Below are 12,269 nucleotides of genomic sequence, written 5' to 3' on the forward strand. Positions count from 1 at the left end.
TCGGACAGGACGGTGACTCGGTGGCTCGGGAGCGGCGGTGCGTGGTGCCGGTGCGTGCGGAGTTGGCCGGTCACGAGGAAGCGCGGCGCTCGGCGGGCTCGAGATCTGCTTGTCACAAGCCTCATAAGCCTCAGAGACCTTGAGGGAGCTGTTTGGTGCTGCGTGCTGATGCAAGATTCCAAGCGATTTCGCTCATGCTCTTGCGGTAACCGCCACCTGTCAACAGGCGGGGTGTCCGGCCTCCCGGGTGCCCCGAGGGGCCGCACGGAGCTGTTGTCGCCCCTGGTGGTGGTCGGTTCCGGGCCCCCCGGGAGGGCGTCGGCGGGCCCGGAAACCGTTGGTAACGGACGGGTAAATTCTGCGACTTCGTCGAGACCGGTACCGGCGCGCCCGGTCAGGCGAGGATCACGGAGCGGGTCAGATGGCGCGGATTGTCCGGGTCCAGCCCACGTGCCGAGGCGAGGGCGGCGGCCAGCCGGTGCACCACGACGAGGTCGGCCAGCGGGTCCCGGCCGAGGGCCACCAACTGCCCCCCGGTGCGGGCGATGTCGTCGGCGAGACCGGCCGGCAGTTCCGCCGGGTCGCCGAACCACCAGGCCACCCGGCCGGGGCCGGTGACGCTGATCGGGCCGTGCCGGTACTCCATGACCGGATAGGCCTCCGTCCAGGCGCCCGCCGCCTCGCGCATCTTCAGCGCAGCCTCCTGGGCGATCCCGTAGGCCCAGCCCTGCCCGAGGAAGGTGAACTGCTCGGCCTCGAGCACCCCGGCCGGCAGTTCCTCGTCCAGCGCCGCGCGGCCCTGTGGCGGAAGGTGGCCGAGGTCCTCGCCCAGATGCGCCCGCAGGAGCACCAGTTCCGAGCTTGCGAACCGGGTCTGGACGACCGAGGTCTCGTCCGCGAAGTCGAGCAGGACGACGGCGTCGGACACCCCCGTCACCGGTGACTGTGCCACCGCGGTCACCGCGGTCGTGGGGGTGTGCCCGCGCAGCCGGCGGAGCAGTTCCAGCACCTCGGTCGTGGTGCCGGACCGGGACAGCGCGACCACCCGGTCGTAGACGCGGCCGACCGGCATCTCGGAGGCGGGGAAGGCGTCGGTCTCCCCGTGGCCGCCCGACTCCCGCAGTGCCGCGTACGCCTGGGCGATGAACCAGGACGTCCCGCAGCCCACGACGGCCACGCGCTCTCCGGGGCGGGGCAGCGAGGCGGAGGCCGGCCCGTCGGTTCGCCGGGCCAGAGCCTCGGCCTGCCGCCAGCAGTCGGGCTGGGTGGCGATCTCGATCTCGGTCTGACTCATCGGGAGGTCTCCCCTCTCGGCGCACGGTGTGACCGATGCGTGATGTGGCGGCCCCTTGACACCGTGCGCGACTCATTGAGCATCATGTCGCTTGATGATTGATAGCACTAGGAATCGAGCATAAACAAGCAAGCGAGCGCGCAATCAAGCGAGCACGCGCTTGACCCAGCACGCCATGCGTGCGGAGAGGACTCCGTGAAACGGCACCTCACAGGCCTTGCCGGGGGACTGGCCCTGGCGCTTGCCCTCGCCGGATGCGGCAAGGGCAGCTCCTCGGACAGCGGCGGCTCCGACGGCACCACGATCACCTTCGTCGCCGCGAAGTACGACGACGACACCCAGGCCTACTGGGCAGCGCTGATCAAGGACTTCGAAGCCGCGAACCCCGGATACCGGGTGAACCTGGAAGTCGTCGACTGGGAGCAGATGGACTCCAAGGTCAAGACGTACGTCCAGACCAAACAGGAACCCGACATCCTCAACTACAACAAGTTCTCCGACTTCGCCCGGGACGGACTGGTCCACAAGGCGCGGGACGTCGTCTCCCCCGAGGTGCTGAGCGACTTCCTCCCGCTGTTCCGGCAGAAGGCGCAGTACGACGGCGCCCAGTACGGCCTGCCCTTCATCTCCAGTGCACGTCTGTTCTTCTACAACAAGGACATCTTCGCCGAAGCGGGCATCGCCCGGCCGCCGTCCACGTGGGCCGAGGTCGAGGCCGACGCCAAGAAGATCAAGCAGGCCGGCTACATAGGCCTCGGGTTACCTCTGGGGGCCGAGGAGGCCCAGGCCGAGTTCCAGATCTGGGCGATGAACAACGGCGGCGGCTGGACCGACGCCTCGGGCAAGTGGGCCATCGACCGGCAGGCCAACGTCGACACGCTCACCTTCCTGCGGAAACTGACGAAGGAGAAGGTCACCCAGCCCAACCCGGAGGCCACCAACCGCAAGGACGTCTTCAACCAGTTCGCCCAGGGCAGGATCGGCATGCTGAACGGGGCGGTCTTCATGCGCAAGGGCTTCATCGACCCGGTCGACGCGAAGCTGAACTACGGCGTCGCGGCGCTGCCGAGCAAGGACGGCAGCACACACAAGACGCTCGGCGTGCAGGACTACCTCGTCGCGTTCAAGAAGGGCGACGGATCGAACAAGGCGGGAGTGAGGAAATTCCTCGACTTCTTCTACCAGAAGAAGAACGCCGCCGAGTTCGTCTCCACCGAGGGGTTCCTGTCGGTCACCAAGTCGTCCGGCGAGGTGCTGAGTTCCGACAGCCGGAACGCCGCCTACTACAAGCCGTTCGTCGACGCCCTCTCCGACGCGGAGTTCGCCCCCACCGACGACCCGGCGTGGGCAGCCGTCGACGGCGCCGTGAAACAGCGCATCGGCACCGCCGTGGCGGGCGGTGACCCGGCGAAGGTGCTGGGCGAGATCCAGAAGACCGCGCAGAAGGGCGACTGACCTCGGTGGCCGTACACGACGTCACCGTGAACGCGGCGGGGAGCGAACGCCCCGCCCCGCAGGCGCCCGTGCCCCCGCCGCCCCGCCCTCGGAGTAACCGGCGTGCGCTGGAGCCCCTGTTGTGGCTCGGTCCCGCCACCCTCCTCATCCTGACCATGGTCGTCTGGCCGATCGTCGAGATGGTCCGTACATCCCTGACACGGGTGAGCTCGACCGGACTGTCCCGGGGGTTCGCCGGCGCCGGCAACTACACCGACCTGTTCGCCGAGGGCGATCTGCCCGGAGTGCTGCTGCGCACCCTCGTATGGGTCGTCGGGGTCGTCACCGTCACCATCCTGGTCTCCCTCGGACTGGCCCAACTGCTCAACTCCCGTTTCCCCGGGCAGCGGTGGGTGCGGTGGGCGATGATCGTGCCGTGGGCCTCGTCCGTGCTGATGACGGCCCTCATCTGGCGCTGGATGCTCAACAACTTCTACGGCGTCATCAACCGGCTGCTCATGGACCTCGGTGTGCTGGACGCGCCCGTCAACTGGCTGGCGGACCCGGGGCCGGCCCTCGTCGCGATGATGGGCGTGGCCGTGTTCGTCTCGCTGCCGTTCACCTCCTTCGTCCTGCTCGCCGGTCTCCAGAGCATCCCCGCCGAGGTGTACGAGGCGGCGCGGGTGGACGGCGCCGGCCCGGTCCGGGGCTACCTGGCCATCACCTTGCCGCTGCTGCGGCCCTCGCTGGTCGTCGCCGCGATCATCAACGTCATCAACGTGTTCAACTCGTTCCCCATCATCTGGGCCATGACGCGCGGCGGCCCCGGCTTCGCCACCGACACGACCACCACCTATCTGTACAAACTCGCCTTCGACAACCAGTCGGTGGGGGAGTCGGCCGCCATGGCCGTCGTCAACTTCGGGCTGGTCCTGGCTGTGGTGCTGGTCTATCTGCGCGTCGTCCGCCGTAAGGAGGACACCGCGTGAGCAGGACCGCCGTCGATCCCCGCAAAGCCGCGCCGCCCGGGCGGCGAACCGCACCGATGAAGCTGCGCACCGTCCTGCTCACCGCGACCGGCTGGCTGGTGGCGCTGGCGTTCCTCGCGCCCTACGCGCAGATGCTGCTGACGGCCCTCAAACCGACACCCGAACTGATGCAGTCACCGCCGGCCTATCTGCCCTCCCACTGGCAGTGGTCGAACTTCACGGACATCTGGTCGCTCAACGACCCGCGCGTCGTGGACGCCCTGCTGTTCTCGCTGTACATCGCCGGAGCGGCGACGCTGCTCACCCTGGCCGTCGGGCTGCCCGCCGCGTACTACACGGCCCGGCACCGCTTCCGCGGACGCGGCGCGTTCCTGCTGCTCGTCCTGGTCACGCAGATGTTCGCCCCGACCGCGCTGCTGGTCGGCATCTACCGGGAGATGGTCAGCCTCGACCTGACCGACACCGCCGAGGGCCTCATCCTGGTGAACGCGGCGTTCAACCTGCCGTTCTGCGTGTGGATCCTCAACGCGTACTTCGCGAGCATCCCCAAGGAACTGGAGGAGGCCGCCTGGCTCGACGGCACCGGGCGGTTCGGCGCCCTGACCCGGATCGTTCTGCCGCTCGCGATGCCTGGTGTGGTGACCGCGCTCGTCTACACCTTCATCGGTGCGTGGAACGAGTACGTGGTGGCGCTCACCATCACCTCGTCCGGCAACCGGATGACCCTGACCAAGGCGATTCCCGGCTTCGTCACCTCGTACCACGAGCAGTGGCAGTACCTGTTCGCCACGTCGATCGTCGCGATCGTCCCCGTGGTGGTGCTGTTCGTCTTCGTCGAGCGCCACCTCGTCGCGGGCCTGACCTCGGGCGGCGTGCGCGGATGACGGCGCGAGGCGCATCACGGCCGCGCCCGGGGCCGGGTTCCGGTCCCGGGCCGCAGTCGGCGTCGCGCCGGGAGCGGCGTGGGGTGTCAGGCGCGGATGACTTCCACACCGGCAGCCGTGAACGTCTCGGTGAGCCGGTCCGAGGCGGCCTTGTCGGTCACCAGGACGTCGATGTCCTCCACCGGGCAGATGCGGGCGAAGGCCCGCCGGTCCAGCTTGGTGGAGTCGGCGACCGCGACGACCTGCTGCGCGCGGCGGGCCAACGCCCGGTTGATGCTGGCCTCGCCCTCGTGGTGGGCGGTCGCCCCGTTGGCCACGTCGATGGCGTCGACGCCGATGAAGACCACGTCCAGTGCGATCTCCGCCAGCAGTTCGGTGGCCAGCGGACCGATCAGCTCGTAGGACGCCGGCCGGGCGACCCCGCCGGTCACCACGAGCTTGACGTGGCGACGTACGACCAACTCGTTGGCGATGTTCAGGGCGTTGGTGACCACGGTGACCGCCGTCTCCGCACCGCCGGAACTCAGGTCGGCGCGGGTGGCCAGTGCCCGCGCCACCTCGGTGGTCGTGGTGCCGCCGTTGAGCCCCACCACGGCCCCGGCCTTCACCAGGCCGGCGGCGGCGTGCGCGATCCGCTCCTTCTCCGGAGCGTTGCGCGCGGCCTTGTAGCGCAGGGGCAGGTCGTAGGCGATCGCGTTGATGACGGCTCCACCGTGCGTGCGGGTGACCATCTGCTGGCGGGCGAGCTCGTCGAGGTCGCGCCTGATCGTCGCGGCGGAGACTCCCAACTCCTCGGCGGCAGGCTCGACTTCGATCCGTCCGTCGCGCGTCAGCATCTCCAGCAGCGCGCTCCACCGGGCCTGCGGTGCCGCCATCTCTCACAACTCCCTGTCGGTGGTGTGCGCCACGAGGTGCGCAGCACCATGAAACCACAGCGCTTGATTGGGTGTTTTATGGTCGCCAAACGAGCAAAACCCTGCACGTCCCGCAGGTGCGGCCCGCTGCCGCCCTCGCTGCCCCTGTCCCTTCCGACGCTCTGCTCGCCGGCCCCGCCCGCCGGGATCGGGGGCCGTCCGTGCCCTTGACCTCCACCGCGGACCTGATGAGCTCCGCGTACCGCGACGGACGGGCCGTCGGCGCGTTCAACGTGATCACTCTGGAGCACGCCGAGGCCGTGGTCACGGGGGCGGAAGCCGCCGGCTGCCCGGTCATCTGCCAGATCAGCGAGAACGCCGTACGGTTCCACGGCGGCCGGCTCGCCCCGATATCCCGCGCCACCGCCGCGCTCGCCGAGGCGGCGGCCGTCCCTGTGGCGCTGCACCTCGACCACGTCACGGACGAAACGCTGCTGCATGGCGCCGCGGACTGCGGCTTCGGCTCCGTCATGTTCGACGCCTCCGCGCTGCCGCATGCCGAGAACGTCTCCGTCACACGCTCCGCCGCGCAGTGGGCTCACGCCCGGGGGCTGTGGCTGGAGGCGGAGCTCGGCGAGATCGGCGGCAAGGACGGAGTGCACGCGCCCTCGGCCCGTACGGACCCCGACCAGGCGCGCGAATTCGTCGCCGCCACCGGCGTGGACGCGCTGGCCGTCGCGGTCGGCAGCTCCCACGCCATGACCACACGCACCGCCCGGCTGGACCACGCACTCATCGCCCGCCTCGCCCGGGCGCTCCCGGTGCCGCTTGTCCTGCACGGCTCGACGGGCGTACCCGACGAGGAACTCCTGCTGGCGGTGGCGGCCGGCATGGTCAAGGTCAACATCGGTACGGCGCTGAACGTGGCCTTCACCGGCGCGGTGCGCGACACGCTCGCCGCGGCGCCCGCGGCCGTCGACCCCCGGCCGGCCCTCACCGCGGCGCGCGGCGCGATGGCCGACGCGGTGGCCTCGGCCCTGCGGACCCTGTCGGGCAGCCGGGCGGGAACGGGGTGATCCCCACCTCGCCGACGGGGCGGAGCGTGATGCCGTGGGGGCGCTCCGGGCGCCGTCGGACGGGCGAGGGCTGAGCGGGGCAAGCGGACCCGGCGCGCGAGGGACAGCAAGCCGGGTCTCCGCGCTGCCCCTGTCCGACGGGGCTGCATCGGGGCTGCATCGGGGCTCCAGCGGAACTGCCTCGGGGCCGGACCGGGCCGAGTACCGGGGGTACGGCCATAATGACCAGTCGGTAACCTGTTGGCCATGACTACTGCCGTACTCGAACCGCGCGCCGGTCGGCGCTGTCACAACCCGCTCAACTCACTGCACGCGACGCACTACTTCTCGCCCGATCTGGGTCGCGAGCTGGGCGCACTGGGGATCACCCATCCCAAGGCCGTGAACTTCGCCGTACGGGCGGCCGCGCTGGGGCCGGTCGGAGCCGGCGCGGTGACGGCGGCCTTCTACAACTACAAGCACGACCTCGTGGCCCGGCACGTCCCCGCCGTCTGGTCCGTCGCCGCCCCGGCGGACGTGCTCGCGGCACGCGCGCGGGCCGTCGACGCGACGCTACGGCGCCTGCTGGGCGAGGAGGCGGTGGCGTCCGCGGAGATGACGGAGGCCGCACGGCTCGCACTGCGCGCCGCCGAGGCCTGCGGGCGAGGCGCCCGGCCGCTGTACTCCGCCCACGCCGACCTCGCCGTCCCCGAGGAGCCGCACCTCGCGTACTGGCACGGAGCGACCCTGCTGCGCGAGCACCGGGGCGACGGGCACCTCGCGGTGCTGATGTCCGCGGGGCTCGACGGACTGGAGGCGATGGTCACCCACACCGCCACGGGCAAGGGCATGACTCCGAGGTGGGTGGCGAACACCCGGGGCTGGACCCGGGACGACTGGGACGCGGCGACGGCCCGGCTGCGGGACCGCGGGCTGCTGGACGGCGCCGGCGAGCTCACGGAGCGAGGTGTCGCGCTCCGCGAGGACATCGAGCGGGAGACCGACCGCCTCGACCAGGCTCCGTACGAGCACCTCGGCGCGGAGGGCGTCGCACGCCTGACGGTCCTCGGGACGAGGTTCGCCCAGGCCGCGCTGGCCGCGGGCGCCTTCCCGGCGGACCTGATCGGCAAGAGGTGACCGTCGGCAACAGGTGACCCTCCGGCCGCCCGGAGCGATCCGCCGCCCGGAGCGATCCGCCGCCCGGGGCGACCCGCCGGCCCGGGTGAGCGGTGCCGAGGGAAAACCCGTTCGACGTCGGTCACCGCCGTAGTCGATCATGCGCTCATGCCCCTGAACGAGACTCTCGCCCGAGCCGACGCGGACCTTGCCGCCGGCCGTGTCCCCATGGCGCGCCAGCGCCTGCGCGGGCTGGTGTCGTCCTTCCCCGCCGATCTGGAGCCGCGCCGCCGCCTGGGCGAGGTGTACCGACTGTACGGAGAGCCGGCGGAAGCGGGTCGTTGGATGTACCTCGAACAGGACCGGGACCCGGCCGAGACCCTCGCCTTCGAGCGGAGATACGCCACGGCTGAGCAGCGCATGCGGGCACTCGCCTGGAGCGGCCCCGAGTCGCTCGCCCGATCGGCCTTCGCGCGGGAGCAGCTGGCGGCGGTGCGTGCAGCGTGCTCCGACGCCCTGGGAGCCCCGGCCGACTGGGACACGCTGCCGTCGGACGAGGGCACGGAGACCAAGGTGAGCGCCTTGCCCGGCTACGTCGGCGGCACCGTGTTCGTGCTGGTGATCCTCGTGTTCCTGGCGATCTGGGTGAACGGGCTCGTCGCGCTTTTCGACTGACTCCGCTCGCCAGGCTCCGCGAACCCGGTCCGGCCGATGTCGAGGACGCGGGCACCACGACGGCGCCCACGTGTGAGGTACTCGGCGTGGCTCGGGCCGCCGGGCCGGCCTCATGACAGCGTCCCCGTGTGTTCCGGGGCGCGGGGCGGCCGACGGCTCAGATGGTCGCCGCGTGGTCGGGGACGTAGGTCTGCAGATCACGCGGCGGGCGCTCGTAGCCGGTCGACGGCGGCCGCTCCGGGAGCTCCAGCACGGGCGGCGGCACCTCGTGGTACGGCAGGGACGACAGCAGATGGGCGATCATGTTCAGCCGCGCCCGGCGCTTGTCGTCGCTCTCGACGACGTACCAGGGCGCCTCGGAGATGTCGGTGTGCACCATCATCTCGTCCTTGGCCCGGGAGTACGCCTCCCAGTGGGTGATCGACTCCAGGTCCATCGGCGAGAGCTTCCAGCGTCGCAGCGGATCCTCCAGCCGGCGCCGGAAGCGCTCCTGCTGCTCGGTGTCGCTCACCGAGAACCAGTACTTGCGCACCAGCACGCCCGCCTCGACCAGCATGCGTTCGAAGATCGGGCACTGGCGAAGGAAAAGCTGGTGCTCCTCCTTCGTGCAGAAGCCCATCACATGCTCGACCCCGGCCCGGTTGTACCAGGACCGGTCGAACAGCACGATCTCCCCGGCCGCCGGCAGATGCTCCACGTACCGCTGGAAGTACCACTGTGTGCGCTCGCGTTCCGTGGGCTTCGGAAGCGCGGCGATCCGCGCCACGCGCGGGTTGAGGTGCTCCGCGACCCGCTTGATGGTCCCGCCCTTGCCCGCCGCGTCCCGTCCCTCGAAGACGACCACCAGGCGGGTGCCCGAAGCCCGCACCCACTCCTGAAGCTTCACCAACTCCGTCTGAAGGCGCAGTAGTTCCTGCTCGTACTCCTTGCGCGGCAGCCTCGCCGCCTTCTTGCCGGCCATGCCGCCTCCACCGCCCGATGACCTCTACGCCGAAGAATCGCGGTATTCCACCATGTCGCAGGTCGGACACCAGAACGCCACCGTACTGACAGACGGAGTACCGCGCACCCCGAACGCGCGGGTCGGCCGGTCCGCTGTCCGGCCGTGTCCTACGACGGCGTCAGCCGCTCGCGGAGTCCAGTGCCGACTGGAGTGACTGGCGGTACCCGTCGCTGGTGTACGTGGCGCCGGACACGGTGTCGATGTCGGCGCTCTGGGCCGTGAGCGCCTCTCGGGTCAGCTGCGGAACGGCGTAGCTGTTGATCTGCTGGTCCCTCGGGTTGTCCTGGGGGTAGGTGACCGCGGTGACGTCGGTGAGCTTCCCGTTCGTCAGCGTGACGCGGACCTGGACGGGGCCCCAGCGGGTCTGGACGGAGTCCCCGGTGAGGGTCCGGGTTCCCGTGGCCGCGGATCCGCCGGTCCCGCCCGACACGCCGGAACCGCTGGACGGCGCGGGGGAGGAGGCGAGACCGGCGACGGCTGGCGTCGTGTGCGGTTTCAGCGACAGCAGCAGCACCATCCCGGAGACGGTCGCGGCGCTCGCCAGCACGATCCGGCGCAGCGGACGGTTCTTGTTCAACGTGTGCAAGACGGCCTCACAGCTCGAAGGACTCATGGTGGATACGGCTGTCCGCAACCCCGGCGGCGCGCAACGCCCGGTACAGGTCCTGCGCGAATCCGTGCGGGCCGCACAGGTAGACGTCGTGGGCGTCGAGGTCGGGCACGGCCGCGCGCAGGGACCGGGCGGTGAGATCGGGGCGTCGGCCGTCCGGGCCGTTGAGCGCGTAGTGCACCTTGGCCCCTCGCCACAGCGCGACCGCCTCCAGCTCCCCGCCCAGGGCCAGGTCCTGCGCCGAGCGGGCGCGGTAGAGGAGGGTGACCTCGCCGGGCAGCGTCTCGAACAGGGCCCGCAGTGGGGTGACGCCGACACCGCCGGCGATCAGCAGGGACTTGTGCGCGCTCCGCCGGTCCGCGGTCAGCGCCCCGTACGGGCCTTCCGCCCACACGCGGGTGCCCGGCCGCAGCAGCGCGACGGCGGCGCTGTGGTCCCCGAGCGCTTTGACGGTGATGCGCAGCAGGTCCGGGCGCGGCGGCGCCGACAGGGAGTACGGCGTGGAGGTCCAGCGCATGCCCTCGGTCAGGAACCGCCAGCGCAGGAACTGCCCAGGCAGCGCCCCCATCTCGTCCAGCCGCCGGCCGCGGATCACGACCGAGTACACGCCGGGCGCCTCCCGGTGCACGGTGTCCACCCGCAACCGGTGACGCAGGTTCAGCCGTACCGGAGCCAGGATCCGGAACCACACCACGAGGGCCGCGACGCCCAGGTACAGCGCGTACCAGGCGGCCTGGGCCGCACGGCTGCCGACGAAGTCGGAACCCAGGGCCAGTTGGTGCCCGAAGGTGAGGAAGACCGCCGCGTACGTGAGCAGATGCACGTAGTACCAGAACTCGTGACCGACCCGGCGGCGCACCGCTCGGGCCGAGACGATCCCGACCGCGAACAGGATGACGGTCCCCGCGGCGCCCTTGAGCATCTCCGGATAGTCCAGGACCACCGTGAGCGTCTCGTCCACGAAGGACGAGCCGTCCTGGGCGGCGTACCCCAGCAGTATCAGCACGACGTGCGCCACCAGCAGACAGATCGTGTAGCGGCCCGCCATCGCGTGCCAGCGCGTCACCCGGTCCGCGCCGATCCGTCGTTCGAGGAGCGGGACGCGGGCCATCAGAGCGACGAGGACGGCGCAGGCGTACCCGGCCAGCAGTCCGGCGATCCGCCCGGCCCCCGTCAGCACACCCGCGGAACCCACGACCGACCCGGTGTCGTGCCACCACAGGGCGAGCACGCCGGCGGCCCCGCCCCACAGGACGACGAGCACGGGCACGACGGGGGAGCGCTTCGGTGCGGGAGGCGCGGGGGCGACCCCGGGTCGTGAGTACACCGTCGTCATCCGTGTGTCCCTTCGCTGTCCGTACGCCCCTTCGGCCGTCCGGTAGGGACACTGTGCCGACGCAACCTCTGAGCCGGCTCTCAGCGCACACCGGGTGGCAGGGCCCAGCCGCAGGTGGGAGGGGCCCCCGGGGGGCCGGCGCCGACCGCAGGCACAGGGGACTCAGAGCGAACTCAGAGGCCGGGAAGGCAGCCCGGGCCGCTCCGAGACCGCATCCTGGTGGATGAGATGAACACCCACCGCCCCCGCGGCTCAGGCCGCCCCGCGCTGACCCGGACCGACGGCGCCCCGCTCCGGGTCCTCGTCGTCGACGACGATCCCGACCTCGCGGAGGTCCTCTCCGGCGCCCTGCGGTACGAGGGCTGGGAGGTCCGTACCGCGGGCGACGGTGTCTCGGCACTCGCCGGGGCACGTGAGCTGCTGCCCGACGCGATCGTCCTCGACGTCATGCTCCCGGACACCGACGGCTTCGCCGTACTGCGCGCGCTGCGTGCCGTGCGCCCCGACGTGTGTGTGCTCTTCCTGACCGCACGGGACGCGGTCGAGGACCGCATCGCGGGCATCACGGCGGGCGGTGACGACTACGTGACCAAGCCGTTCAGCCTGGAGGAGGTCGTCGCCCGCCTGCGCGGGCTGCTGCGCCGGGCCGGCATGGCCCGCCAGCAGGCGGACGGCCCGCAGCTGACCGTGGGCGACCTGGTGATGGACGAGGAGGCCCGCGAGGTCACCCGCGGTGGCGAACTCGTCGAACTGTCCCCGACGGAGTTCGAACTGCTGCGTCTGCTCATGCGCAATCCGCGACGCGTCCTCAGCAAGGCGCAGATCCTCGACCGGGTGTGGTCCTACGACTTCGGCGGACAGGCCCACGTCGTCGAGCTGTACATCTCCTACCTGCGCAAGAAGGTGGACGCGGGCCGCCCGCCCATGATCCACACCGTGCGCGGCGCCGGATACGTGCTCAAGCCGGTCGTCCGGTGAGGACACCGAACCGGCGGCCGGCGCGAGGTCCGTTCCGCGGC

The 12,269-nt window shown here is 71.0% G+C and carries 12 protein-coding genes; 7 read left to right on the forward strand and 5 right to left on the reverse strand.

The genetic code is table 11. The features are described from left to right. Nucleotides 1-394: 394 nt before the first annotated feature. Nucleotides 395-1,294 carry an SIS domain-containing protein gene (locus OHS71_RS38860; protein ID WP_328484016.1) on the reverse strand — a complete coding sequence of 300 codons (900 nt, stop codon included), beginning with the start codon at nucleotides 1,292-1,294 and terminating at the stop codon, nucleotides 395-397. Between the two features lie 195 nt (nucleotides 1,295-1,489). Between OHS71_RS38860 and OHS71_RS38865 the strand changes: the two genes are divergently transcribed. From OHS71_RS38865 to OHS71_RS38875, 3 genes are read left to right on the forward strand one after another with little or no spacing between them, the layout of a single operon-like run. Next, a complete protein-coding gene (locus OHS71_RS38865; protein ID WP_328484017.1) occupies nucleotides 1,490-2,749 on the forward strand; it encodes an extracellular solute-binding protein in 1,260 nt (419 codons plus the stop codon). Between the two features lie 5 nt (nucleotides 2,750-2,754). Then, a complete protein-coding gene (locus OHS71_RS38870; protein WP_328484018.1) occupies nucleotides 2,755-3,717 on the forward strand; it encodes a carbohydrate ABC transporter permease in 963 nt (320 codons plus the stop codon). Beyond that, the gene (locus tag OHS71_RS38875) at nucleotides 3,714-4,601 is read left to right on the forward strand and encodes a carbohydrate ABC transporter permease (protein ID WP_328484019.1); all 888 of its coding nucleotides are present in this window, start codon (nucleotides 3,714-3,716) and stop codon (nucleotides 4,599-4,601) included. Before OHS71_RS38870 ends, OHS71_RS38875 begins: the two co-directional genes overlap by 4 nt. 86 nt (nucleotides 4,602-4,687) lie before the next feature. Here the strand turns inward: OHS71_RS38875 and OHS71_RS38880 are convergent, their stop codons facing one another. Beyond that, nucleotides 4,688-5,476, reverse strand: a complete 789-nt coding sequence (locus OHS71_RS38880) for a DeoR/GlpR family DNA-binding transcription regulator (protein ID WP_328484020.1) — start codon at nucleotides 5,474-5,476, stop codon at nucleotides 4,688-4,690. A gap of 200 nt (nucleotides 5,477-5,676) precedes the next feature. Between OHS71_RS38880 and OHS71_RS38885 the strand changes: the two genes are divergently transcribed. From OHS71_RS38885 to OHS71_RS38895, 3 genes are all read left to right on the forward strand, one after another. Next, nucleotides 5,677-6,531: a class II fructose-bisphosphate aldolase gene (locus tag OHS71_RS38885; protein WP_328484021.1), complete on the forward strand. Its 855-nt coding sequence runs from the start codon at nucleotides 5,677-5,679 to the stop codon at nucleotides 6,529-6,531. Between the two features lie 246 nt (nucleotides 6,532-6,777). Continuing rightward, complete coding sequence (locus OHS71_RS38890) at nucleotides 6,778-7,647, forward strand: SCO6745 family protein (RefSeq protein WP_328484022.1); 870 nt, start codon at nucleotides 6,778-6,780, stop codon at nucleotides 7,645-7,647. A gap of 147 nt (nucleotides 7,648-7,794) precedes the next feature. After that, nucleotides 7,795-8,301: a DUF6584 family protein gene (locus OHS71_RS38895; RefSeq protein WP_328484023.1), complete on the forward strand. Its 507-nt coding sequence runs from the start codon at nucleotides 7,795-7,797 to the stop codon at nucleotides 8,299-8,301. Nucleotides 8,302-8,458: 157 nt separating this feature from the next. Here the strand turns inward: OHS71_RS38895 and ppk2 are convergent, their stop codons facing one another. The 3 genes from ppk2 to OHS71_RS38910 form a co-directional block, all read right to left on the reverse strand. Beyond that, complete coding sequence (gene ppk2, locus OHS71_RS38900; protein ID WP_328484024.1) at nucleotides 8,459-9,262, reverse strand: polyphosphate kinase 2; 804 nt, start codon at nucleotides 9,260-9,262, stop codon at nucleotides 8,459-8,461. Nucleotides 9,263-9,422: 160 nt separating this feature from the next. After that, nucleotides 9,423-9,890, reverse strand: coding sequence for an FMN-binding protein (locus OHS71_RS38905; RefSeq protein ID WP_328484025.1), 468 nt, complete (start codon nucleotides 9,888-9,890; stop codon nucleotides 9,423-9,425). A 7-nt stretch (nucleotides 9,891-9,897) separates the two neighbouring features. After that, a complete protein-coding gene (locus tag OHS71_RS38910; RefSeq protein WP_328484026.1) occupies nucleotides 9,898-11,250 on the reverse strand; it encodes a ferredoxin reductase family protein in 1,353 nt (450 codons plus the stop codon). A 228-nt stretch (nucleotides 11,251-11,478) separates the two neighbouring features. Here OHS71_RS38910 and OHS71_RS38915 point away from each other — a divergent pair, with 228 nt between their 5' ends. Continuing rightward, nucleotides 11,479-12,228, forward strand: a complete 750-nt coding sequence (locus OHS71_RS38915; RefSeq protein WP_328484027.1) for a response regulator transcription factor — start codon at nucleotides 11,479-11,481, stop codon at nucleotides 12,226-12,228. Nucleotides 12,229-12,269 lie beyond the last annotated feature (41 nt).

The organism is Streptomyces sp. NBC_00377 (genome assembly GCF_036075115.1).
GTDB lineage: Bacteria > Actinomycetota > Actinomycetes > Streptomycetales > Streptomycetaceae > Streptomyces.

Bases quoted from the DNA above. Each gene is read 5' to 3' on its own strand.
- OHS71_RS38860 (WP_328484016.1), bottom strand. From the start codon at position 1,294: ATGAGTCAGACCGAGATCGAGATCGCCACCCAGCCCGACTGCTGGCGG.
- OHS71_RS38880 (WP_328484020.1), bottom strand. From the start codon at position 5,476: ATGGCGGCACCGCAGGCCCGGTGGAGCGCGCTGCTGGAGATGCTGACG.
- OHS71_RS38890 (WP_328484022.1), top strand. From the start codon at position 6,778: ATGACTACTGCCGTACTCGAACCGCGCGCCGGTCGGCGCTGTCACAAC.
- OHS71_RS38895 (WP_328484023.1), top strand. From the start codon at position 7,795: ATGCCCCTGAACGAGACTCTCGCCCGAGCCGACGCGGACCTTGCCGCC.
- ppk2 (WP_328484024.1), bottom strand. From the start codon at position 9,262: ATGGCCGGCAAGAAGGCGGCGAGGCTGCCGCGCAAGGAGTACGAGCAG.
- OHS71_RS38910 (WP_328484026.1), bottom strand. From the start codon at position 11,250: ATGACGACGGTGTACTCACGACCCGGGGTCGCCCCCGCGCCTCCCGCA.
- OHS71_RS38915 (WP_328484027.1), top strand. From the start codon at position 11,479: ATGAACACCCACCGCCCCCGCGGCTCAGGCCGCCCCGCGCTGACCCGG.